Origin of the sequence: Zhongshania guokunii (assembly GCF_040892635.1) — a bacterium.
Taxonomy (GTDB): Bacteria; Pseudomonadota; Gammaproteobacteria; order Pseudomonadales; family Spongiibacteraceae; genus Spongiibacter; species Spongiibacter guokunii.
Genome location: NZ_JBFRYA010000004.1, coordinates 138,910 through 160,697, shown reverse-complemented (window position 1 = coordinate 160,697; position 21,788 = coordinate 138,910). Strand labels below are relative to the sequence as shown.

Here is a 21,788-nt window from a genome sequence, read left to right as displayed (position 1 = left end):
ATTAAATTCCGTTGCTATTAAGCGTAGAAGAAGGTGGCAAGGCCAAGAAAGGACATAAAGCCAATCACGTCGGTGACGGTGGTTAATACCACGCCACCGGCGAGTGCCGGATCTATTTTCATTGATTTCATAATAAGTGGCAGCGCGGCGCCAGCAAGAGCTGCGGTAATTAAATTGATGACCATCGCGGCGGCAATGATTGCGCCCATTAGCGGATCGCCAAACCACAGCGTGGTTGCGCCCGCTACAATGACCGCCCACAGCAGGCCGTTAATGGCGCCAACCATGATTTCACGATTAATCAGCCAGCGGCTATTGTCGCGGCTGATATGGCCCAGTGCCATACCGCGAATAACGACTGTGAGGGTTTGGGTGCCCGCTACGCCGCCCATGCTGGCAACTATTGGCATGAGCACGGCCAAGGCCACGACTTTTTCAATGGTGGCTTCAAATAAATTGATTACCCCAGAGGCGATAAACGCGGTGAGCAGGTTGATGCCCAGCCAAATAGCGCGTCGCGGTGCGGTGGTGAGTACGGCGGCGAAGGTATCTTCATCCTCGTCCAAACCGGCCATGCTCATCAGCGAGTGGTCGGATTCTTCTCGGATAACGTCAACCACGTCATCGATGGTGATTCGCCCTAATAGTAAGCTGTCGTCGCCTATAACCGGCGCCGACACCCAGTCGTGACGGGCAAAGAGCATGGCAACTTCGTTGGACGACATGCTGGCCGAGATCGGTTCGACCTCGGTGTCCATGATTTCCCGAACGGTGACGCTGGGGTCAGATACCAGCAGTTTGCGCAGTGACAAGATGCCGATGTACTGATCGTTGCGGTTGACCACAATTAGGTTGTCGGTCATTTCGGGCAGGCTTTCGTGGCGACGTAAATAGCGCAGTGCCACGTCGAGGGTGATGTTAGGCCGCACGGTGATCGTGTCGGTGTTCATCAAACCACCGGCGGTGTCCTCGTCAAAGGACAGCACGTGCTCTACGCGGAGGCGGTCCTGATGATCCATTGACTCGAGAACTTCACGAATAACCCGATCCGGTAATTGCTGGAGAATGTCCGCAATATCATCGGTTTCAAGGCCTTCGGTGATGGCGGCCACTTCTTCGGCGTCCATCTGGCGCAGAAATTGGCTCTGCACTTCGTCATTGAGGTGTTGGAGGATGTCACCTTCATTCTCAATGTCGATCAGCTGCCACAGCACACTACGAATTTTGTGTGGTGTGGATTCAATAAGGTGGGCGGCGTCTGCGGGGGGCAGGCCATTTAGCATGCGGCGGATTTGCAGGAAACCACCGGAACCCAAGGCGTCATTGAGGGTTTTGAGTTGGCTCTCGGTTTGAAGCTTGTCTGCAGTCTGGGCCATACCTATCCCTAGCCTGAGCCGTGATGGTTAAAAGAGTAGTCTGGCTAATTATCCTTTAAAGCGGGCCGCGCAACAATCCGCGAAGGAGTTGCGGGTGAAATAAAGTTAAATCTTACTCTCCCTCGCCAAAACGTTGATTAATAAGATCTTGTATTGCGGCCATCGCGGCATCTTCGTCGCTGCCATCGCAAATAACGGCGATCTCGGTACCCTTGCTGGCGGCGAGCATCATCAGCGCCATAATACTTTTGCCGTCGACTGATTTGTCGCCAATGCGAATGGTAACCGCAGCGCTATAGGCGGCGGTGGTGGCGACAAGTTTGGCTGCTGCGCGGGCGTGCAGGCCCAATTTATTAATAATTATTAGTTTGGTTTCGACCATCGTAATCTCTAGTGCTGCAGCTCGCGGTGGCGAACTTGGAGGTCTGGGTAATTGTTGCGAAGCACCTCTGCGAGGGTTTCAACCATATATACTGAGCGATGTTGGCCACCGGTGCAACCAATGGCGATGGTGAAATAGCTGCGATTGCTGGCTTCAATTTTGGGTAGCCATGTCTGTATATATTGCAGAATATCAGCGTGCATTTGCTGAACATCTGCTTGCTTGCTAAGAAAATCTTGTACGGCGGAGTCTCTGCCGGTTAAGGCACGTAAACCTTCCTGCCAGTGGGGGTTGGGTAGCATGCGTAAATCGTAGACTAGGTCAGCGTCGAGGGGTAGTCCGCGCTTGAAACCGAAGGACTTCAGCTGCACCGTTAGGCGGCTGGCGTCGGTGCCAAGAATTCGGTCGCGTATGGTCGCGCGCAATTCGTGGACGGTCATGTCGCTGCTGTCGATTGCCAGCGATGCTTCTACCACAATTGGTTCGAGGAGGATCGACTCAAGTTTGATCGCGTCGGCCAGCGGCAGTGAATCGGTTGCTAAGGGGTGGCGGCGACGGGTTTCGCTGAAGCGCTTAATTAACTTGTCGTCACCAGCATCGAGAAACACTATTCGCAGTTGAGCGTGTTTTTTGACTTGTTCACAGAGCGATTTAAACTTTGCTAAGCCAACTGGAGAGTTGCGGGCGTCGATACAGACCGCAACTTTCTGGTGGGCATTCAGCGGGTTTTGCGCTAGTTCGCGCACTAGTTCAGGTAGTAGCGACACCGGTAAATTGTCGATGGCATAAAAGCCTTCATCCTCAAGTTGGTGAAGGGCGGTACTTTTTCCGGAGCCGGAGCGGCCGCTGAGGATGATCATTTCCATTAGGGTTTCAATGCACGTTCAAGTAGCGCTTGGTCGGAGTCGGCATTGCGCAGGTCGCGACGAAACTCTTCCTCGTTAAACGCTGTGGCCAGTGCGCCGAGAACCTTGAGGTGCTCATCGTGGGCTTCGGCAGGGACAATAAGGGCGAATACGAGATCCACGGGGGCGTCGTCGATGGCCTCAAAGTCGATGGGCTGCTCTAGCTTAAGGAGCATGCCGGTGATCGCTGAGCAGCGGTTGCTGCGGCAGTGGGGAATCGCCACGCCGTGGCCGATACCGGTACTACCCAGACGTTCTCTGGCGAGCAATTCATTGAATAATTCGTCGGCGTTAAATTCGTCATTATCGGCACTGATTTCAGTAGAGATGTATTCGAGAAGACGTTTTTTACTGGTAACGGACGCACCGCTATGGGTGCGTCCTAGTGTGAGAATGGAATTGAGTATCATGGTTTCTTGCAACAGAGAGAGTGAGTGGATCGAAAGGTCTCAGCGACCTAGCGATTTTTCTTTGTGTTTAATTAATTGCCGGTCGAGTTTGTCGGTTAGGCTGTCGATTGCCGCGTACATATCCTCCGATTCACAGGTGGCAAATAAATCGGCGCCGGCAACGTGAACGGTGGCCTCGGCTTTCTGGACCAATTTTTCCACAGACAGGGTGACGTCGGTATTGGTGATATTGTCAAAGTGTCGTTGAAGTTTGCCGAGTTTTGTATTGACGTAATCGCGAAGAGACGGGGTGACGTCAACGTGGTGACCACTAACAGTAATCTGCATATTTTACTCCTTCATCGCTGAATATAACTAGCGCCTCACGGCGCGTGTATGACGACAATGACCGTAACAGGGGCACTGCCACTATACTAGTCGTTTCCGCTCGTTTGAGGGCGGAATAACCAGTGATTCTCGATATTTTGCAATGGTGCGACGGGCAACTTGGATGCCTTGCTCGCCTAGTAAGTCAGTGATTTTGCTGTCGCTCAGCGGCTTGCGCGGGTTTTCAGCGGCAACCAGTTTTTTGATTAGAGCGCGAATCGCGGTAGAGGAGCATTCACCGCCAGTATCGGTGGACACATGGCTGGAAAAGAAGAATTTGAGCTCAAAAATTCCCCGCGGGGTGTGCATGTATTTTTGGGTGGTTACCCGTGAGATGGTGGATTCGTGCATGCCCACCGCCTCGGCAATATCGTGCAGGACGAGTGGCTTCATGGCCTCTTCGCCGTACTCAAAAAAGCCGCGCTGGTATTCGACAATTTTGGTGGCGACCTTCATTAAAGTCTCGTTGCGGCTGAGCAAGCTTTTAATGAACCAGCGCGCTTCTTGCAAATTGTCGCGAATATAGTCGTTGTCGCTGCTATTGCTGCTTTTCCGCGCCAGTGCCGCGTAGTGGGCATTAATCTGGATTTTGGGGGCAATGTCGGGATTTAATTCGACCAACCAGCGATCATCCTTCTTGCTTACAAACACATCGGGAACCACATACTCGGTTGAGTCGGCACCAATGCCGTCACCGGGAGTGGGGTTGAGTGATTGAACTAATTTAATCACTTCGCGAAGCTGTTCTTCTTTCAAGCGGCAGCGGCGCATAATCTGGTTATAGTCGCGATTTCCCAATTGCGCCATATATTGGCTTACAACAAGGCTAGCTTCTTCGACGTAGGCTGTGCCTGCGGGTAATTGCTTCAGCTGAATTAAGAGGCACTCTTGTAAGTCGCGGGCAGCGACCCCCGGAGGATCAAATTGTTGAATGAGGTGTAAAACCGCATTGAACTCTTCAATTTCAATGTCTTCATTGGCAAAGCCTTCAACTAATTCTTCGGCGCTAACGGTTAGTCGGCCTTTTTCATCGATGGCATCGATAATGGCTTCGGCAATAATGCGGTCAATTTCTGACAAGCGACTGAGGTTAAGCTGCCAGCGCAGGTGGTCTTGTAGGGAGTCGGAGCTGGAGTTCCGGTAATCGTTGTTGTAGTCGCTGTCTTCCGACGAGGAGCCTGAGCCCGTGCCGCTGCCGGTGGTTTGGTAAACGTCGTCCCACTGGCTGTCGACGGGCAGATCTTCAGGTATATCACTGCGCTCAGCCCAGTCGGCGTCGGCTTCTGGTTGTGGCGCTTCTGTCTCTTGATCGCTGGTTTTTTCGGCCTTTTTGGGTTCGGCGGAGGTCGGTTCGATATTGACCTCGATGTCTTCGCCCTCGTCGCTGATTTCAAGTAGTGGGTTTGAGTCTAGCGCCGATTGGATTTCTTGCTGAAGGTCGAGGGTGGATAATTGTAATAAGCGAATCGCTTGTTGCAGCTGAGGTGTCATGGTCAAGCTTTGACCGACTTTGAGCTGTAGCGATTGTTTCATAGGCAGTGGCTTCTACAACAGGACAGTGGCAACACGAACAAATGAGTTTGTTCTACCGGCAATGATTATGCCTCTCTCTCAGTGTAGTCGGGACAATCATTGCCTGCAATACCTGTGCCGGTTCATTTGTAAAAGACTGGTAGTCTTTGAATAAAAACGTCGTGTTGCGCAATGGCGGTGGCCGTGCACTGCGACAGCCAAGTTTAGAACCTTTGGCGTGGCCGCAAAGTTACTGTTAAAACCTGTCGGGTGGGCTTATAGCGTAAATTTATCGCCAAGGTAAATGTCGCGCACAATCTGGTTGTTGAGTACGGTGTTGGCGTCACCTTCGGCGACAATACGGCCTTCGCCAACGATATAGGCTTTGTCGCAAATGTCGAGGGTTTCACGAACATTGTGATCGGTGATTAGTACGCCTATACCTCGCGCCTGCAGATGTTTGACGATATTTTGGATATCGTTTACCGAGATAGGATCGACGCCGGCAAAGGGTTCGTCAAGCAGGATAAAGCTGGGTTCGGTCGCAAGTGCGCGTGCAATTTCAACTCGGCGGCGCTCGCCGCCTGAGAGTGACATGCCCATGGATTTGCGAATATGGGTGATATGAAATTCCTGGAGGAGGGCCTCGAGTTTTTCATTGCGCTGTTTGCGGTTGAGGTCGCTGCGGGTCTCTAGAATGGCCATGATGTTATCGGCGACGCTCAATTTACGAAATATTGACGCTTCCTGGGGTAAATAACCGACGCCGTGTTTGGCGCGGCCGTTAATTGATAAGCGGGTAAGGTCGCGGTCATCGAGCCGGATCGAGCCGCGGTCGGCATTCACAATGCCTACAATCATGTAAAAACAGGTGGTTTTGCCGGCGCCGTTGGGGCCGAGTAGGCCTACTATTTCACCGCTGCTAATGGTGAGCGACACATCCTTAATGATTTCGCGGCCCTTGTAGGCTTTGGCGAGATTACTGGCTTGCAGTACGGGCATAATTAACGCGACTCTTCGCTATTGGTGCTTTCCGCTGGTGGGCTATTAGCGGGCTTGTCGTCGGCAGCGGTTTCGCTGTCGGGGATGGCTTGGGGTTGTAAGGTCATTTTAACGCGATGTTCTTTTTCATCGGTGCCGCCGTCGGCAACTACCATTTGTTTGCGGCCGCTGTACACCACGCGATCACCGGAGATCTTTGAGCCCTGGTGGGTGATGGAGGCATTGCGTTGCAGCAGAATCTCTTCCTGCTTTAGGCTGTACTCAATACGCTGAGCACTGGCAATGACCACGCCTTCATTGGCTCTGGGTTGCTGTTCGAAATAAGCGGGGCTGCCCTCGGCAATAACTTTTTCTACCTTGCGATTGGCCTCGATGATTGTAAGTTTGTCGGCGGTAATTTTGAGTGAGCCTTGGCTCATGCTGACATTGCCGATGTAGACACCTTGGTTATTTTCATAAATAGCTCGGTCGGAGCTTAGGTTTATGGCCTGCTTGCGATCTTCGGGTAAGCTCAGCGCAATGCTGCTAACGCCAAGGAGCAGCGTGGTGACTAGCGCAGCTTTAGATAGGGTCATAGTGGCCTTTTACCTGGTCGAGGAGTTCAACTCGTTCATTCTTCATGCTGGCTTTCATGCCCATTGAATGGGTTTTGCCATTTCGCAGCGAGAGAGTTAATGCTTGGTCGGTACTAACTTCGCTGCTTTCTAAATTAATTCGCAATAACTCAGTGCTTATTTGTGCTTGGCGAATCAAGTCTTTTACGAGCACGGTATCTAATAGGGTTAAATGCTCGCCATCTTGGGTCAGCTTGCCGGTCTTGGCGCTGGCTGTCCACGGTCTCTGGTTGGCGATATTGCCGATATAAAAGGGCTCTTGCAATGCTATCGAGCCATCCGATATCAAACGTTCGGCGCTGGTGGCGCGCCACTTATAAGCAATATGACCGTCAGCGCTGTATTTTATGCCACTGACTTGGCTTAAATGTGAGTCGGCGTCCGGTATGGCTTCAAAGCGTTCAACAATGCTTAATTTACCGCTTTCACTGAATTGGGTGAGGTACACCACGGTGCCGACCATGGCGGTAATAGCCGACAGTACCGAGAATACGGTAAATTTAATTTGCTTCATCTTAGAGGTACTGTTCCAGTGCGCTATTCAGCTTGCCCTGTGCTTTAAGAATCAGCTCGCAAACCTCGCGAATGGCCCCATTGCCGCCAGCGGCTGTAGTTTGCCAGTCGGCGTGGCGGGCGACGAAGTGGTGGCCATTAGCAACGGTAATGCCAAGGCCTGCTTGGCGAATGGCTGAGAGGTCGGGTAGGTCGTCGCCTACATAAGCGATGTCTTGCATTTCAAGACCGAGGTCGGCGCGCAACTCTTCGAGGGCGACGAGTTTGTCTTCGCGGCCTTGGTAAATCAGTTCAATCTTTAGCTCGCCTGCGCGGCGTTTGACCAGTTCTGAACAGCGTCCAGTAATGATCGCCGGCTTAATGCCCGCGTCACGTAGCAATTTAATGCCGAGTCCGTCGAGAATGCTGAAGGCTTTCATCTCTTCGCCGCTGTTGCCAAAGTAGAGGCTGCCGTCAGTGAGAACACCGTCGACGTCCATGGCGAGTAGTTTGATGGTTTTCGCTTTTTCAATCACGCTGTGCATGGTGCTGCAGTTTCCTAAGCTACGCCTGCTTTGAGCAGGTCGTGGGTGTGGATGACGCCGACGGGTTGGCCGCTGTCGTTGACGGCAACCAGTACCGTAATTTTATTATCTTCCATGATGCGCAGTGCTTCTGCGGCCATGGTGCCAGGTTTAATGGTGCGGCAATTGCGGGTCATAATGTCATCGATCGGGCAGCTGTGTATATCAATACCGCGGTCAATGGCGCGACGTAAGTCGCCATCGGTAAAAATGCCTGCGAGTGCGCCGCTGTCGTCAACCACCGTGGTCATGCCGAGGGTTTTACTGCTCATTTCGAGCAGGGCGCCGCTCAGTGCGCTGCCCAAAACAATTTTTGGGATGCTGTCGCCAGTGTGCATTATGCTGTCTATTTTCAGTATCAGCCTGCGGCCCAAGGCGCCACCGGGATGAGATAATGCGAAGTCATTGGCGGTGAAACCCCGGGCTTCGAGTAAAGCGATAGCCAGTGCGTCTCCCATGACCAAGGTAACGGTGGTGCTAGACGTGGGAGCGAGGTTTAATGGGCAGGCCTCTTCGGCCACACCAACATTTAAGTGCACGTCGGCGGTAGTGGCGAGTTCGGAGGCGGGATTGCCCGTGAGGGCAATCACTGGCACCGCCAGCAGTTTAAGCAGCGGTAGAATCGTAATGAGTTCACCGGTGGTGCCTGAGTTGGAAAGCGCGATAACGACATCGCCGGCGGTAATCATGCCCAAGTCGCCATGGCTGGCTTCGCCGGGATGTACAAAAAAGGCCGGAGTGCCAGTGCTGGCGAGGGTAGCGGCAATTTTATTGCCGATATGACCGGATTTACCCATGCCAGTCACTACGACTCGACCCTTGCAGGCGAGTAGAATGTCGCAGGCTTTACTAAAGCTTTCGTCGATACGCTCGGCAAGGACGGCAACAGCGTCTCTTTCCATGCGGATAACACGTAGAGCAGAGCTAGTATAAGATGATGGAGTGGTCACACGAGATTACCTGAATTAGTGAGTTGCCCGTTAAGCTGGGGCTAATGTTAGCTATGATAATTTCCAATGTGACAAAATAACAGGATTAGCTGGCCTCTACATTGGGAGACTTTCCCGTAAAAGGGGGTCGAAGCTTGCAGTTTGCAGTGTTGTGCCGTTTTCATGCGGTTAAAATTTATCGAGGGGATACTATGTTTAAGCAAATTTTACTGGCGGCATTGATGACTTTTGGCCTGCTGGCTCAGGCATCTGCTACTGAGAAGGGGCCTTACGAGGTCGTTGCCGACACCACTCAAGAGTTGGTGAAGGTAATTGAAGAAGCGCGCAGCTATGTAGATAAAGACCCCGAGCGCTTTACTAATGAAGTGCGTCGCATAATGGATGATGTTGTCGACTTCCAAAGTTTTGCTCGCGGCATTATGGGCAAATACGGTAGCCGAGGTTATTACCAGAGTTTGAAGACCGATGCTGAGCGGGCCTTGTTTCGCGAGCGGGTTATTCGCTTTACTAATAACTTTAAAGACGGTTTGATTAATACCTACGCCAAGGGCTTGTTGGGTTTTAATGGCAACCGGATTGAAGTTTTGCCGCTGGCAGATGACGTTGATTTGTCTGGCAGTGTCGGTGTTCGTCAGGACATTTACGGTGAGCGCGCTAAGCCGTATCAGGTGCTTTACACCGTTCGTCAGGGTTCCGACGGCAGCTGGAAATTGCGTAATGTGGTAATTGAGGGTCTTAATTTGGGGCGGATTTACCAGAACCAGTTTGATGCGGCAGTAAAACAATATAATGGTGATATTGATAAAGTTATTGCCAACTGGACTGTTGCCCCCCGCGAAGTTATGGAAGAGCAGGCGGCAAAGTAAGGCTCGCTTGTTAGCACGCATTGAATACCCGCATGACTGACCTTTGCGGGTATTCACCTCGCCATGTTGACCGCAATTGCGTACAATTCCGCGCTTGATATCGCTAGTGATGAATACAGGTAGAATTGTCATGCAAACAGACCATATCGAGCAGCGCCTTGCCGAGCATTTTCCCGAGAGCGAAGTGGCTGTCAGCGGTGACGGTAGTCATTTTGATGTTCGTGTTGTGAGTGCAGCATTTTCCGGTTTGCGTGCGGTTAAGCGCCAGCAACTGGTCTATGCGGCGGTGAATGATTGGATACGCGACGGCTCGTTACACGCCATTAATATTAAAGCTATTACCCCCGAGGAAGCCCAAGCCTGAGGCTGACGGGACTTTCCAGGAGATTTCATGGATAAGTTGCTTATACGCGGCTGCGGCCCTTTGGCCGGAGAGATTCGCGTGTCCGGTTCTAAAAATGCGGCGCTGCCGATTCTTGCCGCCACTTTACTGTCTAGCGAGCCGGTATTAATCCGCAATCTCCCGCACTTGCACGACGTGACCACCATGATTGCACTGCTGCGCAGCATGGGCACCGAGCTTATTGTTGATGAGCGGCTCGGCGTTGAAATCAATGGTTCTACGACCACTAAAACTACCGCACCCTATGAACTAGTGAAAACTATGCGGGCATCGATATTGGTGCTGGGGCCTTTATTGGCGCACTTCGGTCACGCCAAGGTGTCTTTTCCCGGTGGTTGCGCTATTGGTAGTCGGCCAGTTGATCAGCATTTGCGTGGCTTTGAGGCGATGGGCGCCATCATTGACATCGACGAAGGTTATATCACTGCGCGAGCACCTGAGGGCGGTTTGAAAGGCGCTCATGTACTGTTTGATATGGTTACCGTTGGTGGTACTGAGAACGTAATGATGGCGGCGGCGCTGGCTAAAGGCCGCACCGTGCTAGAAAACGCCGCGCGCGAGCCAGAGATTGTCGATTTGGCTAACTGCCTAATTGCAATGGGTGCCAAAATTACCGGTCACGGCACAGCAACCATTACCATCGATGGTGTTGAACGGCTAAATGGCTGTACATATTCAGTGATGCCCGACCGTATTGAGGCGGGTACCTATTTGGTGGCGGCGGCGGCTAGTCGCGGTTCGATCCGGCTGCGAGATATTGGTCCTGAAACTTTAGAGGCCGTGCTCGTTAAGCTTGAAGAGGCGGGTGCCAAAATCGAAAGTGGCGCCGATTGGATTACCCTCGACATGGAAGGGCGTCAGCCCAAGGCGGTGAACATTAAGACCATGCCGTATCCGGGGTTTCCTACCGATATGCAGGCTCAGTTTACCGCGATGAATACTGTGGCTGATGGCGTATCTCACGTTACCGAAACGATTTTTGAAAATCGTTTGATTCAAACCCATGAAATGAACCGTATGGGCGCTAAAATCACTATTGAAGGTAATACCGCTATGATTAAGGGTATTAACCGTCTCAAGGGTGCACCGGTAATGGCTAGTGATCTGCGCGCCTCGGCAAGTTTGGTTATTGCTGGCTTGGTCGCCGACGGTGAAACCTTAGTTGACCGGATCTACCATATCGATCGCGGTTATGAATGTATTGAGGAGAAATTCCTCGCCCTCGGCGCCGATATTCGCCGAGTTGCCAATTAGAATTTATCAGTTCCTGGAGTTTACTTGTGGATCAGCCGGTTACTATCGCCCTAACCAAAGGGCGTATTCTTAAAGAAACCCTGCCCCTGCTTGCCGAGGCTGGCATTGTGCCGCTCGAAGATATCAGCAGCAGCCGCAAGTTAATCTTTGAAACCAATCACGCTCATATTCAGCTTATTGTGATTCGCGGTACCGATGTGCCGACCTATGTGAAACTGGGGTCGGCAGATATTGGTGTCGCGGGCAAAGATATGCTGCTCGAGATCGGCGCGGCAGATATGTATGAGCCCCTGGACTTGAATATTGCCCGCTGTCGCTTAATGACTGCGGGGCGAGTTGGCGAAGCACTGCCTCACGGCCGAGTGCGAGTGGCAACTAAATTTGTCAACGTTGCGCGGCGCCATTTTGCTGAGCGCGGTATCCAGGTCGAGTTGATCAAACTATATGGGGCGATGGAGCTGGCGCCCTTGATGAATTTGGCTGACTTGATCGTAGACATTGTTGATACCGGCAATACTCTGCGTGCCAATGGTATGGAGCCGCGGGATATGATTGCCGATGTCAGCTCGCGCTTGGTGGTTAACAAGGCGGCGATGAAGCGTAAGCACCAGAGCATTCAAGATATTATTGGCAAATTGACGGCCGCTGTGGAGGCTCGCCAAGCTGCATCGGAGTCTGTGTAATGGCGGAACTTATTCGGCGCATGAACGCGGCAGATGCCGATTTTGATGTCGCACTAACGGCTTTGCTGGATTGGGAGGCAACGACCAATCCGATGGTGTCCAACACCGTGGCCAGTGTGTTAGCGGCTATTCGCGGCGACGGCGACGCGGCATTGCTGGCTTATACCAAACAGTTTGATGGCGTAGATGTAGCAACGGCTGCTGAGCTAGAGATTCCGCGCGCGCGCATGCAGGCGGCATTGCAATCCATTCCCGCGGATGTTCGCGCGGCGTTGGAAAAAGCAGCCGAGCGTATCCGCAGCTATCACCAGCATCAGCGTCAGGAGTCTTGGTCTTACACCGAGGCTGATGGCACCGTGCTGGGCCAACAAATCACTCCACTTGAACGGGTTGGCTTGTACGTGCCCGGTGGCAAAGCAACCTACCCCTCGTCGGTATTAATGAATGCGATTCCCGCCAAGGTGGCGGGGGTGGATGAATTGATTATGGTGTCGCCCACCCCAAAGGGCTTTGTTAACGATATGGTCTTGGCGGCGGCCGCAATTGCCGGTGTTGATCGGGTGTTTACTGTGGGTGGAGCGCAAGCTGTTGGCGCCTTGGCCTACGGCACTGAGACCATACCTAAGGTTGATAAAATCGTTGGCCCAGGCAACATTTATGTGGCCACCGCGAAGCGTCAGGTTTTCGGTAGTGTTGGCCTAGATATGATTGCAGGCCCTTCGGAAATACTAGTGGTCTGCGACGGTAAAACCGATCCAGATTGGATTGCGATGGATTTGTTTTCCCAGGCCGAACACGACGAAGATGCACAGTCTATTTTGCTGAGCCCCGATGCCGCGTTTTTGGATGCCGTGGCCGCGAGTATTGCCAAATTATTGCCAGAGTCGGAGCGGGCAGCGATTATTCGTCAGTCGCTATTGGCGCGTGGCGCCCTGATTTTGGTGAAGGATCTCGACGAAGCCATTGCGCTGAGTAATCGCATCGCTCCAGAGCATTTGGAGTTGTCGGTAGATAATGCTGAGGTCTTGCTGCCAAGAGTTCGTCACGCTGGGGCGATTTTTATGGGGCGCTATACGCCTGAGGCGCTGGGTGATTACTGTGCTGGGCCGAATCACGTATTGCCAACTTCGGGCACCGCGCGGTTTTCTTCGCCGCTGGGTGTTTACGATTTTCAAAAGCGTTCATCAGTTATTGGTTGTTCGGCAGCGGGTGCTGCAGAACTGGCTAAGGTTGCCTCCGTGTTGGCGAGAGGTGAGTCCCTAACTGCTCACGCTCGCAGTGCAGAGTATCGAATGTTGCCTGCAGCTAATGCTGGAAAGGAGTCGAAATGAGCCGATTTTGGAGTCCCTTTGTTAAGGGCTTGGTGCCTTATGTGCCTGGTGAACAGCCTAAAATGCACAAGCTCACCAAGCTTAATACCAATGAGAATCCCTACGGGCCGTCGCCAAAGGTGTTGGCGGCGATACAGGGTGAGTTGGGCGATGATTTGCGCCGCTACCCAGACCCCAATAGCGATTTGTTAAAAGCAGCGATTGCCGATTATCACGGCGTGGACGTCGCGCAGGTGTTTGTTGGCAACGGTTCCGATGAAGTGCTTGCGCATATTTTTCACGGTCTGTTTCAGCATGGTAAGCCGCTGCTATTTCCCGATATTACCTACAGCTTTTATCCTGTTTACTGCGGTTTGTACGGTATTCCCTACGAGGCGATACCGCTGGACGAATCTTTCCAAATTCGGGTTGGCGATTACACGGGCATGAAGGGCGGTATTATTTTCCCAAACCCAAATGCGCCGACGGGAAGCTTTTTGCCCCTTGCAGAGATCGAGCGGCTATTGATGGTGAATACCGAGACGGTGGTCGTTATTGATGAGGCCTATGTGGATTTTGGCGGCGAATCGGCTATTTGTTTGGTGGATCGTTTTCCGAATTTGCTCGTTACGCAAACTTTGTCTAAGTCGCGTTCGCTGGCGGGGTTGCGAGTGGGTTTTGCCGTTGGTCACCCAGATTTGATTGAGGCTTTAGAGCGAATTAAGAATAGCTTTAACTCCTATCCTCTCGATCGACTCGCGCAGCGTGGCGCGGTAGCCTCGTTTGCCGATCAAGCCTATTTTGAGCAGTGTCAGCAAGCGGTAATTAGTGAGCGGGATGAGCTCGTGAAAGCGTTAACGGCGCTGGATTTTGAGGTATTGCCCTCGGCGGCGAACTTTGTTTTTTGTCGTCACAGCCGCCGCGATGCAGCTGCTTTGGCTGCGGACTTGCGTGAAGATGGTGTAATCGTTCGCCATTTCAAGCAAGCCCGTATTGAACAGTTTTTGCGGATTACTATTGGTCGCCCAGAAGAAAATGCCGTGTTGCTTGCCTCTTTACAGGCCATCCTAGCTGATTGACTTAGCTATTCGGGCGCTCGGCCACTTGCGTCTCGATAGTAAGTATCTCTTCACCACGCAATAAGCCAATTCGCACCCGCTCGCCAGGGCGGGTGTAAGTGATTAGTTTCATGCCTGCGTGACCATCGCCCACTTGTTCGCCGTTAATCTCGGTGAGAATGTCGCCAATTTTCAGGCCAGCTTTTTCTGCTGGGCCGCTATTGGCTAGGGCGGTGATGACCACGCCATTTGTGCCAGTGCCTACGGGTTGCACCTCAATGCCCAGCCAGCCGCGCAGTGGGCGGCCGTAACTGATTAGGTCGCTCATGGTGCGCAGCGCGAGATCAGTGGGAATGGCAAGGCCTATGCCGGTTGATCCGCCGCTCTGGGTATAGATGGCAGTGTTAATTCCAAGCAGGCGGCCCTTGGTGTCGATTAAAGCTCCGCCGGAGTTGCCTGGGTTGATTGCGGCATCGGTTTGAATAAAGTTTTCGAATTGGCTTAGGCCAAGGCCGTAACGGCCGGTGGCGCTGACAATGCCTTGAGTTACTGTTTGGCCAAAGCCGTAGGGGTTGCCAATCGCTAAAACAATATTGCCGACTCGTATTTTACTGGGGTCGCCGATGGTTATGCTGGTGAGTCCGTCCAAATCGATTTTGAGTACCGCAAGGTCGGTGTCGGCATCGCTGCCAATAACGCTGGCTAGGGCTTGGCGGCCGTCGTGAAGCAGCACTAATATTTCGTCGGCGCCGTTTATGACGTGGTAATTGGTAAGTAAGTAGCCGGCATCACTAACGATAACTCCGGAGCCTAGGCTGCGTTCGAGTTGCTGTTTGACTTTGCCGTTGCGGCTGAAAAAATGTTTGAATAGCGGGTCATTGGCAAGTGGGTGGCGCTGTTGCACAACCTTGGTGGTGTATATATTGGCGACTGCCGGTGCGGCGTGCTCCACTGCATAAACGTAGTCGCGGTCGCGTTGGCCTGGTAGGTAGGCAAGTATGCATAGGCCCAATAATACCCCGCAGAGCGTCGGCCAGATCAAGGTCTTGGGGTTGGGCAGTTTCAAAAGTTGATCCTCGCGATGTGCTAATGGGCCGTTTTAGCCTCGGCTTGGGTGCCGGCGTGCTAGCCTAGCATGATTCGCGCCGTTTTCGAATTTCTAGGAGCTTGTATGAGTGTTTCATTGACCGACTTAGTGGCTGCCGCAGATGACTTGCTTGCGCCGCAAAATTTTAACGACTACTGCCCTAATGGGCTGCAGGTGGCTGGGTGCAGTGATGTGCGTCGGATCGTGTCGGGGGTGACGGCGTCGCAGGCCTTGATCGAAGCGGCAATAGACGCACAGGCTGACGCCATCATAGTACACCACGGCTATTTTTGGCGGGGCGAAGATCCCTGTGTTGTGGGTATGAAGCGTCGGCGCTTGGCGTTGTTGTTACAGCACGATATTAGTTTAATTGCTTACCATCTACCTTTAGATGCTCATCCTGAGTTGGGTAATAATATTCAGCTGGCTAGGCGGCTGGGTATTACGGTAGAGGGCGGGCTTGAGCCGAATAATCCTCGCTCGGTGGGGAATGTTGGGGTGTTGTCGGCTCCGCAATCGGCGCAGGATTTTGCCGGTCACGTTGCTAAAGTTTTGGGGCGGCGTCCCTTGCTCGAGTTGGGTCACGACCGGCCAATTCGGCGCATTGGCTGGTGTACTGGTGGGGCGCAGTCCTATATCGAGAAGGCTGTCGCGCTGGGTATGGATGCCTATCTTAGTGGCGAGGTGTCGGAGCCTACTATTTTGGCTGCGCGGGAGTTGGGTATCCACTATATTGGCGCTGGCCACCACGCTACTGAGCGCTATGGGGTGCAGGCCTTAGCGCGTGAGTTGGCTAGCCGTTTTGATTTGCATCACGAGTTTATCGATATTGATAACCCCGCTTAGCGGTGGCGCAGGTTGCAAAGGCCCTAGTTTTTTAGGGCCGACTTTTAGGTTGGATTAATTCGGGTGCCAGTGGGTGGCGGCCGGAAAAATCAGAGGTGCGGCGCTACCGGTGGCTCGATGTGTTCTTTAGGTTTCTTTTCAGAATCCATGCCGAACTCTTCGTGTAGCGCGCCTTTTTTGCCTGGCTGGCGAGGGGCGTAATCCAGTGGTGGTGCTGATGGCACTACTTTATTGGATTTGCTTTCCAGTACTGGGCGGCCTTCTGGTAGTGCTTGTAGTGGGCTAATACCTGAACTGTGTAGGTTTTGAGCGCCTTCCACAATGTGGTTGTGCACGCTGCGGTAGCTTTCGGCGAGTTCATTGAGAAGTTCGCCGGTGCGGTCGAAATGGCTGCTCACGTGCTGCTGGTAGTCCTGTTGTTGCTGTTGCATTTCGCTGAACTGTTTTTCCAGTGCTGCGCGGTTCTGCTGCTCGGGCTTTAGTCGGCCCAAGACGAAATAGCCTATAGCGGCGCCGCTTAGTAGGCAGATAATGGCTACGGCGATCAGTGTGGTAATGTCTTGCACAGAAGCTCCTCCGGTGAGTCGACGTGTTTGTCACTCTCGTATACGGCAGTATAACTGCTCGCGCTCTGTGGTTCAGTAATCCGAGATAAAAAATTGCCAATTCACAAGCAGGTCGGTAAAGTTGCGCCGTCTTGAACGAGGTCCATGCTTATGGCTACCCCAATACAGCGATATCGCCGTGATCTTGAACTGCCGGATTTTTCTTATGATGCGGCTCAAGAGCAAGCGGTAATGTGTCTGCAGCGCTTATACGATGATCTTGTGGCTCAGCCCGCGCCAAGGGCTGCGGGATTCTGGTCAGGTATTAGTGCGCGCTTTGCTAGGCGCAAGCCTCCCGTGGCTAACATTAAGGGCTTGTATTTCTGGGGTGGAGTCGGGCGTGGTAAAACCTATTTGATGGACACCTTTTTCGACACTCTGCCGTTTGATAATAAATTGCGCGCGCATTTTCATCGTTTTATGCAGCGAGTTCATAAAGAGCTGAAATCCCTCTCCGGCGAAAAAAATCCCCTTGTGATTGTCGCGGATCGCATCGCTGATGAGGCGAGAGTGATTTGTTTTGACGAGTTTTTTGTCTCGGATATCACCGATGCGATGATATTGGCCGGTTTGTTTGAGCGGTTATTTGAGCGCGGCGTGGTTTTAGTGGCGACCTCAAATATTGTTCCAGACGGACTCTATAAAGATGGCTTGCAGCGCGCGCGGTTTCTGCCAGCAATTGCGTTGCTAAATCAACGTACCGAAGTCGTCAACGTCGATGGCGGGGTTGATTACCGCTTGCGGGCTCTTGAGCAGGCTGAATTATATTATCAACCGCTGGGCGAGGCGGCAGAGCAAAGTTTGATGCGCAGCTTTCAGCGTTTGGCGCCAGAGCCAGCTGTCGCTGATCACGCTCTCGATATAGAGGGGCGGGACATTGTTGCCCGCTATGTGGCCGACGATGTGGCATGGTTTGATTTTGTCGAGCTCTGCGATGGTCCTCGCAGTCAATATGACTATATTGAGTTGGCGCGGGTGTTTCATGCGGTGGTGATTAGTAATGTGCCACAAATGGGTGCCGGCCGTGATGATCAGGCGCGGCGCTTCATTAATTTGATTGATGAATTTTACGATCGTAACGTTAAATTGGTATTGTCGGCTGCAGTATCGCTAGAGAATCTGTATACTGGCGGCCGGTTGGATTTTGAGTTTGAGCGGACTCAGAGTCGGCTTCTGGAAATGCAGTCTGAGGATTACCTTGGGCAAGAGCACCGTCCATGATGGTGTTTGGCGCTATTCATTCAGAAAAGCAAACATTCCGCTTGAAAAACCTGTGGCGCTTATGTAGTATTCGCGCTCTTTGTTCGGTACGGGCCCTATAGGCGAGACACATGAAAACCTTAAGCGCAAAACCCAGTGACGTAATACATGACTGGTACGTAGTAGACGCCGCCGAAAAAACATTGGGTCGTTTGGCCAGTGAAATTGCGCATCGTTTGCGCGGTAAGCATAAGCCTGAATACACGCCTCATGTTGATACTGGCGATTATATCGTTGTTGTTAATGCGGAAAAAATTCGCGTTACCGGCAATAAGGCAAGTGGTAAGATCTACCATCACCACACCGGTTATCCGGGTGGATTGAAGTCGATGAGCTTCGAGAAGTTGATCGAGAAAGCCCCTGAGCGCGTGATCCAGGGAGCGGTAAAGGGTATGTTGCCCAAGAACCCGCTGGGTCGTGCTATGTTTAAAAAATTGAAAGTTTACGCTGGTACTGAGCATCCCCATACCGCTCAGCAGCCAGTTGAACTGAACATCTAACGGAAGCGTAATATGTCAGCCACCCAGTATTACGGTACAGGTCGCCGTAAAACCTCTTCAGCACGTGTATTCCTGAAATCAGGAACCGGTGCTATTTCAGTTAACGATCGCACTCTTGATCAGTATTTTGGTCGTGAAGTAGCACGCATGATCGTTCGTCAGCCTTTAGAGCTGGTCGAAATGTCTGAAAAGTTTGATATTTTGGTGACCGTCAGCGGTGGTGGTAGTTTCGGCCAAGCCGGCGCGATTCGCCACGGCATTACCCGCGCTCTGATGGAATACGACGAAGGTTTGCGTAGCCCGCTACGTAAAGCTGGTTTCGTAACCCGAGATTCGCGTGAAGTTGAACGTAAGAAAGTCGGTCTGCGTAAAGCTCGTAAGAAGCCACAATTCTCCAAGCGTTAACCGCGACGGCCTTTGGCCTGTGGAGACTGCCCATTGCGGCTTTCGGAAAACGCCCACGAGCTACGATGTGGGCGTTTTTTTTTGCCTGAACAAAGATCTGGAGATGGATCTTTGTCGCGCATTATTATTGTCAGAATGGGCCAAGTTCATTACTATTTGGCCCATTTGGAATTTTGGGGTGGGTTTCGCTCATCTAGCGGAGCCAGCCTGACTTTTCGTATGTTATGGGGGAATCGTCATGAGTAATGACGGCGTAAATACAGGGCGTCGACGTTTCCTGACGGCCGCAACATCTGTTGTTGGTGCCGCCGGGGCCGTTGGTATAGCAACGCCATTTGTGGGTTCTTGGAATCCAAGTGCTAAAGCAAAAGCTGCCGGTGCACCAGTAAAGGCCGATATCAGTAAGCTTGAGCCCGGTCAGATGGTTGTTGTTGAGTGGCGTGGTAAGCCTGTTTATGTGGTGCGTCGCACCGAAGAGCAGGTTGCTGGCCTTAATGAGCTCACACAATATCTTAAAGATCCTGAATCGAACGGTTCAGATCAGCCTACCTATGTTGAAACCATTACTCGCTCAATTCGTCCTGAATTTTTAGTTCTGGTCGGCTTGTGTACGCATTTGGGTTGCGCACCTAAGCATCACCCTGAAGTTGGCGTGCCGGATTTGGGTGGCAAATCTTGGTTAGGTGGCTTCTTTTGCCCTTGCCACGGTTCGCGCTTTGACTTGGCTGGACGTGTTTATCAGGGTTCACCTGCTTCTCAAAACCTCGTTGTCCCTCCTTATTCCTTCGAGGGTAACAGTGTGCTTGTTATCGGTATTGATCAGGGGGCTGCGTAATGGTCAAAATGTTAGTGGGTTTGCGCGACTGGGTTGATGCCCGTCTGCCAATCATGCGTGCGTGGGATACCCATATGGGTAAATACTACGCGCCAAAAAACTTTAATTTCTGGTATTTCTTTGGGGTGTTGTCGCTAGTCGTGCTGGTTAACCAGCTGCTGACCGGTGTATGGCTAACCATGAGTTTTACTCCTAGTTCTGAAGAAGCCTTCAACTCAGTTGAATACATCATGCGTGATGTCGACTTCGGTTGGATCATTCGCTATATGCACTCCACCGGTGCTTCGGCATTCTTCGTGGTGGTCTATCTGCATATGTTCCGCGGTCTGCTCTACGGCTCATACCAAAAACCCCGTGAATTGATTTGGGTTTTCGGCATGTTCATTTTCCTTGCGCTGATGGCTGAAGCTTTTGTTGGTTATGTACTGCCTTGGGGACAGATGTCCTACTGGGGTGCACAGGTTATTATTTCGCTATTTGGTGCAATCCCAGTAGTGGGTGAAGACATTGTGCAGTGGGTTCGCGGCGACTTCCTGATTTCAGGTGTCACCCTAAACCGCTTCTTTGCTCTACACGTTGTTGCCTTGCCAATTATTCTAATTGCATTGGTTGTGCTGCATTTGCTAGCGCTGCACGAAGTGGGCTCTAACAACCCCGACGGTGTTGAGATCAAAAAGAATAAGGATGCCAACGGTATTCCTTTAGACGGTGTGGCTTTCCACCCTTACTACACTGTGCACGATTTGACGGCGATCGCAGTCTTCCTGTTTGTGTTCTGTGGCATTGTTTTCTTTATGCCAGAGATGGGCGGCTATTTCCTTGAGCACGCTAACTTTGAAATCGCTAATGGTTTGAAAACCCCTGAGCACATAGCGCCGGTTTGGTATTTCACACCGTTTTATTCCGTACTGCGCGCAGTGCCAGATAAACTGCTTGGTTTTATGGCCTTCGGCGCATCGGTAGCTATTTTGTTCCTGCTGCCTTGGCTGGATCGCAGTAAGGTGAAGTCGATTCGCTACAAGGGTAATTTCAGTAAAGCAGCCATCCTGATTTTTGTGGCCTCTTTCTTGATCCTCGGTGTATTGGGTGTGAAGGCGCCTACCGAAGCACGAACCTTGTTGGCGCGTATCTGCTCGGTGATCTACTTTGGCTTCTTCTTACTGATGCCGTTCTGGACTAAGTGGGAGGCTACTAAGCCAGAGCCGACTCGGACTACCGATGGTGGCATGGGTTTCTGGAAGAGTATGTTGGTGTTGCTGGTAGTGATTCTGCTAACTGTGCTGCCGCTTAAAGCCGCTGGTTCTGAGTCTGCTTTTGATTGCGGCACCGTTGCTTGTGATCAAATTGATACTGACGTTACCGACCTGCCGTCGCTGCAAAGCGGCGCGGCTACCTATATGAACTACTGCATGGGTTGTCACTCGCTGAGCTATGCGCGTTACCAGCGCACGGCGGAAGATCTCGGTATTCCGTTGGAATTGTTCGAAAGCCATTTGAAGTTTGATAGTGAAGCTAAGATTGGTTCACTGATGGATAATTCAATGGCCCCTGCCGATGCAAAAAAGTGGTTTGGCGCGGCACCGCCTAATTTGACCTTGGTGGCGCGTGCTCGTAGTCCTGAGTGGTTGTACACCTATTTGCGCACCTTTTACGCGGATCCTTCGCGCCCTTATGGTGTGAACAACAAGGTCTTTAAAGACGTGGGTATGCCCCATGTTATGGCTGAATTGCAGGGTATGCCGCAGTGCGCCCCTGGTCCAGTTCACGCTCATAATGGCGGTGTGTTGCGCGATACTTTGACTGGCGAAGATATTCTGTTTGGTGAAGATGGCAAGGCACTTAACCCCTGCGGTTCATTTACCTACAGCCCCGAGGGCGCCCTGAGTCCGGCAGAGTATGATAAAGTCGTTTATGACTTGGTCAACTTTTTGGAATATATCGGTGAGCCTTCGAAGGTGAAGAGTCACCGCATCGGTGTATTCGTACTGCTGTTTATAGCGCTGTTCTTCGTATTCGCTTTCTTGCTGAATCGCGAATACTGGAAAGACGTGCATTAAAAATCCATCAGCTTGCGCCGGTTTTT

25 protein-coding genes are annotated in these 21,788 nt (G+C 52.0%); 12 read left to right on the top strand and 13 right to left on the bottom strand.

Annotated elements, in window-relative coordinates:
* Nucleotides 1-17: 17 nt before the first annotated feature.
* From mgtE to AB4876_RS06130, 11 genes are all read right to left on the bottom strand, one after another.
* The gene (mgtE, locus tag AB4876_RS06180; RefSeq protein WP_368380776.1) at nt 18-1,376 is read right to left on the bottom strand and encodes a magnesium transporter; all 1,359 of its coding nucleotides are present in this window, start codon (nt 1,374-1,376) and stop codon (nt 18-20) included.
* Between the two features lie 112 nt (nt 1,377-1,488).
* Nucleotides 1,489-1,758: an HPr family phosphocarrier protein gene (locus tag AB4876_RS06175; protein WP_368380775.1), complete on the bottom strand. Its 270-nt coding sequence runs from the start codon at nt 1,756-1,758 to the stop codon at nt 1,489-1,491.
* An 8-nt stretch (nt 1,759-1,766) separates the two neighbouring features.
* Nucleotides 1,767-2,624, bottom strand: coding sequence for an RNase adapter RapZ (gene rapZ / locus AB4876_RS06170; RefSeq protein ID WP_368380773.1), 858 nt, complete (start codon nt 2,622-2,624; stop codon nt 1,767-1,769).
* Nucleotides 2,624-3,073: a PTS sugar transporter subunit IIA gene (locus AB4876_RS06165; protein ID WP_368380772.1), complete on the bottom strand. Its 450-nt coding sequence runs from the start codon at nt 3,071-3,073 to the stop codon at nt 2,624-2,626. The genes rapZ and AB4876_RS06165 overlap by 1 nt, the downstream gene beginning before the upstream one ends.
* Nucleotides 3,074-3,112: 39 nt before the next feature.
* A complete protein-coding gene (gene hpf / locus AB4876_RS06160; RefSeq protein ID WP_368380771.1) occupies nt 3,113-3,400 on the bottom strand; it encodes a ribosome hibernation-promoting factor, HPF/YfiA family in 288 nt (95 codons plus the stop codon).
* Between the two features lie 81 nt (nt 3,401-3,481).
* Complete coding sequence (locus AB4876_RS06155; protein ID WP_368380770.1) at nt 3,482-4,972, bottom strand: RNA polymerase factor sigma-54; 1,491 nt, start codon at nt 4,970-4,972, stop codon at nt 3,482-3,484.
* A gap of 255 nt (nt 4,973-5,227) precedes the next feature.
* A complete protein-coding gene (lptB, locus tag AB4876_RS06150) occupies nt 5,228-5,953 on the bottom strand; it encodes an LPS export ABC transporter ATP-binding protein (protein WP_368380769.1) in 726 nt (241 codons plus the stop codon).
* Between the two features lie 2 nt (nt 5,954-5,955).
* Nucleotides 5,956-6,528, bottom strand: a complete 573-nt coding sequence (gene lptA, locus AB4876_RS06145; protein ID WP_368380768.1) for a lipopolysaccharide transport periplasmic protein LptA — start codon at nt 6,526-6,528, stop codon at nt 5,956-5,958.
* Nucleotides 6,515-7,081 carry an LPS export ABC transporter periplasmic protein LptC gene (gene lptC, locus AB4876_RS06140; RefSeq protein ID WP_368380767.1) on the bottom strand — a complete coding sequence of 189 codons (567 nt, stop codon included), beginning with the start codon at nt 7,079-7,081 and terminating at the stop codon, nt 6,515-6,517. The genes lptA and lptC overlap by 14 nt, the downstream gene beginning before the upstream one ends.
* Before the next feature lies 1 nt (nt 7,082).
* The gene (locus tag AB4876_RS06135) at nt 7,083-7,604 is read right to left on the bottom strand and encodes a KdsC family phosphatase (RefSeq protein ID WP_368380766.1); all 522 of its coding nucleotides are present in this window, start codon (nt 7,602-7,604) and stop codon (nt 7,083-7,085) included.
* A 14-nt stretch (nt 7,605-7,618) separates the two neighbouring features.
* Complete coding sequence (locus AB4876_RS06130; RefSeq protein WP_368380765.1) at nt 7,619-8,545, bottom strand: KpsF/GutQ family sugar-phosphate isomerase; 927 nt, start codon at nt 8,543-8,545, stop codon at nt 7,619-7,621.
* Nucleotides 8,546-8,784: 239 nt separating this feature from the next.
* Here AB4876_RS06130 and AB4876_RS06125 point away from each other — a divergent pair, with 239 nt between their 5' ends.
* From AB4876_RS06125 to hisC, 6 genes are all read left to right on the top strand, one after another.
* Nucleotides 8,785-9,459, top strand: a complete 675-nt coding sequence (locus AB4876_RS06125; RefSeq protein ID WP_368380764.1) for an MlaC/ttg2D family ABC transporter substrate-binding protein — start codon at nt 8,785-8,787, stop codon at nt 9,457-9,459.
* 130 nt (nt 9,460-9,589) lie between these two features.
* Nucleotides 9,590-9,823, top strand: a complete 234-nt coding sequence (locus tag AB4876_RS06120; RefSeq protein WP_368380763.1) for a BolA family protein — start codon at nt 9,590-9,592, stop codon at nt 9,821-9,823.
* A 27-nt stretch (nt 9,824-9,850) separates the two neighbouring features.
* Complete coding sequence (gene murA, locus AB4876_RS06115; protein WP_368380762.1) at nt 9,851-11,116, top strand: UDP-N-acetylglucosamine 1-carboxyvinyltransferase; 1,266 nt, start codon at nt 9,851-9,853, stop codon at nt 11,114-11,116.
* A gap of 26 nt (nt 11,117-11,142) precedes the next feature.
* Nucleotides 11,143-11,799, top strand: a complete 657-nt coding sequence (hisG, locus tag AB4876_RS06110) for an ATP phosphoribosyltransferase (protein ID WP_301029104.1) — start codon at nt 11,143-11,145, stop codon at nt 11,797-11,799.
* Nucleotides 11,799-13,130: a histidinol dehydrogenase gene (hisD, locus tag AB4876_RS06105; RefSeq protein WP_368380761.1), complete on the top strand. Its 1,332-nt coding sequence runs from the start codon at nt 11,799-11,801 to the stop codon at nt 13,128-13,130. Before hisG ends, hisD begins: the two co-directional genes overlap by 1 nt.
* The gene (hisC, locus tag AB4876_RS06100; protein WP_368380760.1) at nt 13,127-14,188 is read left to right on the top strand and encodes a histidinol-phosphate transaminase; all 1,062 of its coding nucleotides are present in this window, start codon (nt 13,127-13,129) and stop codon (nt 14,186-14,188) included. The genes hisD and hisC overlap by 4 nt, the downstream gene beginning before the upstream one ends.
* 1 nt (nt 14,189) lies before the next feature.
* Here hisC and AB4876_RS06095 read toward each other — a convergent pair whose 3' ends face one another.
* Nucleotides 14,190-15,233 carry a trypsin-like peptidase domain-containing protein gene (locus tag AB4876_RS06095; RefSeq protein WP_368380759.1) on the bottom strand — a complete coding sequence of 348 codons (1,044 nt, stop codon included), beginning with the start codon at nt 15,231-15,233 and terminating at the stop codon, nt 14,190-14,192.
* A gap of 105 nt (nt 15,234-15,338) precedes the next feature.
* Here AB4876_RS06095 and AB4876_RS06090 point away from each other — a divergent pair, with 105 nt between their 5' ends.
* Complete coding sequence (locus AB4876_RS06090; protein WP_368380758.1) at nt 15,339-16,100, top strand: Nif3-like dinuclear metal center hexameric protein; 762 nt, start codon at nt 15,339-15,341, stop codon at nt 16,098-16,100.
* 89 nt (nt 16,101-16,189) lie between these two features.
* Here the strand turns inward: AB4876_RS06090 and AB4876_RS06085 are convergent, their stop codons facing one another.
* Nucleotides 16,190-16,666, bottom strand: coding sequence for a Z-ring associated ZapG family protein (locus tag AB4876_RS06085; RefSeq protein ID WP_368380757.1), 477 nt, complete (start codon nt 16,664-16,666; stop codon nt 16,190-16,192).
* 144 nt (nt 16,667-16,810) lie between these two features.
* Between AB4876_RS06085 and zapE the strand changes: the two genes are divergently transcribed.
* The 5 genes from zapE (at nt 16,811) to AB4876_RS06060 (ending at nt 21,762) form a co-directional block, all read left to right on the top strand.
* A complete protein-coding gene (gene zapE / locus AB4876_RS06080) occupies nt 16,811-17,926 on the top strand; it encodes a cell division protein ZapE (RefSeq protein ID WP_438273402.1) in 1,116 nt (371 codons plus the stop codon).
* 110 nt (nt 17,927-18,036) lie between these two features.
* Nucleotides 18,037-18,465 (top strand): 50S ribosomal protein L13, encoded by a 429-nt coding sequence (rplM, locus tag AB4876_RS06075; RefSeq protein ID WP_008251607.1) that lies wholly within the window; start codon nt 18,037-18,039, stop codon nt 18,463-18,465.
* A gap of 12 nt (nt 18,466-18,477) precedes the next feature.
* Nucleotides 18,478-18,870, top strand: coding sequence for a 30S ribosomal protein S9 (rpsI, locus tag AB4876_RS06070; RefSeq protein WP_368380755.1), 393 nt, complete (start codon nt 18,478-18,480; stop codon nt 18,868-18,870).
* A 238-nt stretch (nt 18,871-19,108) separates the two neighbouring features.
* Nucleotides 19,109-19,705: a ubiquinol-cytochrome c reductase iron-sulfur subunit gene (petA, locus tag AB4876_RS06065; RefSeq protein WP_368380754.1), complete on the top strand. Its 597-nt coding sequence runs from the start codon at nt 19,109-19,111 to the stop codon at nt 19,703-19,705.
* Nucleotides 19,705-21,762 (top strand): ubiquinol-cytochrome c reductase, encoded by a 2,058-nt coding sequence (locus AB4876_RS06060; RefSeq protein ID WP_368380753.1) that lies wholly within the window; start codon nt 19,705-19,707, stop codon nt 21,760-21,762. The genes petA and AB4876_RS06060 overlap by 1 nt, the downstream gene beginning before the upstream one ends.
* Nucleotides 21,763-21,788: the final 26 nt, after the last annotated feature.

Coding starts and splice junctions, on each gene's coding strand:
- mgtE (WP_368380776.1), bottom strand. CDS start 1,376: ATGGCCCAGACTGCAGACAAGCTTCAAACCGAGAGCCAACTCAAAACC.
- AB4876_RS06175 (WP_368380775.1), bottom strand. CDS start 1,758: ATGGTCGAAACCAAACTAATAATTATTAATAAATTGGGCCTGCACGCC.
- rapZ (WP_368380773.1), bottom strand. CDS start 2,624: ATGGAAATGATCATCCTCAGCGGCCGCTCCGGCTCCGGAAAAAGTACC.
- AB4876_RS06165 (WP_368380772.1), bottom strand. CDS start 3,073: ATGATACTCAATTCCATTCTCACACTAGGACGCACCCATAGCGGTGCG.
- hpf (WP_368380771.1), bottom strand. CDS start 3,400: ATGCAGATTACTGTTAGTGGTCACCACGTTGACGTCACCCCGTCTCTT.
- AB4876_RS06155 (WP_368380770.1), bottom strand. CDS start 4,972: ATGAAACAATCGCTACAGCTCAAAGTCGGTCAAAGCTTGACCATGACA.
- lptB (WP_368380769.1), bottom strand. CDS start 5,953: ATGCCCGTACTGCAAGCCAGTAATCTCGCCAAAGCCTACAAGGGCCGC.
- lptA (WP_368380768.1), bottom strand. CDS start 6,528: ATGACCCTATCTAAAGCTGCGCTAGTCACCACGCTGCTCCTTGGCGTT.
- lptC (WP_368380767.1), bottom strand. CDS start 7,081: ATGAAGCAAATTAAATTTACCGTATTCTCGGTACTGTCGGCTATTACC.
- AB4876_RS06135 (WP_368380766.1), bottom strand. CDS start 7,604: ATGCACAGCGTGATTGAAAAAGCGAAAACCATCAAACTACTCGCCATG.
- AB4876_RS06130 (WP_368380765.1), bottom strand. CDS start 8,545: ATGGAAAGAGACGCTGTTGCCGTCCTTGCCGAGCGTATCGACGAAAGC.
- AB4876_RS06125 (WP_368380764.1), top strand. CDS start 8,785: ATGTTTAAGCAAATTTTACTGGCGGCATTGATGACTTTTGGCCTGCTG.
- AB4876_RS06120 (WP_368380763.1), top strand. CDS start 9,590: ATGCAAACAGACCATATCGAGCAGCGCCTTGCCGAGCATTTTCCCGAG.
- murA (WP_368380762.1), top strand. CDS start 9,851: ATGGATAAGTTGCTTATACGCGGCTGCGGCCCTTTGGCCGGAGAGATT.
- hisD (WP_368380761.1), top strand. CDS start 11,799: ATGGCGGAACTTATTCGGCGCATGAACGCGGCAGATGCCGATTTTGAT.
- hisC (WP_368380760.1), top strand. CDS start 13,127: ATGAGCCGATTTTGGAGTCCCTTTGTTAAGGGCTTGGTGCCTTATGTG.
- AB4876_RS06090 (WP_368380758.1), top strand. CDS start 15,339: ATGAGTGTTTCATTGACCGACTTAGTGGCTGCCGCAGATGACTTGCTT.
- zapE (WP_438273402.1), top strand. CDS start 16,811: ATGCTTATGGCTACCCCAATACAGCGATATCGCCGTGATCTTGAACTG.
- rplM (WP_008251607.1), top strand. CDS start 18,037: ATGAAAACCTTAAGCGCAAAACCCAGTGACGTAATACATGACTGGTAC.
- rpsI (WP_368380755.1), top strand. CDS start 18,478: ATGTCAGCCACCCAGTATTACGGTACAGGTCGCCGTAAAACCTCTTCA.
- petA (WP_368380754.1), top strand. CDS start 19,109: ATGAGTAATGACGGCGTAAATACAGGGCGTCGACGTTTCCTGACGGCC.
- AB4876_RS06060 (WP_368380753.1), top strand. CDS start 19,705: ATGGTCAAAATGTTAGTGGGTTTGCGCGACTGGGTTGATGCCCGTCTG.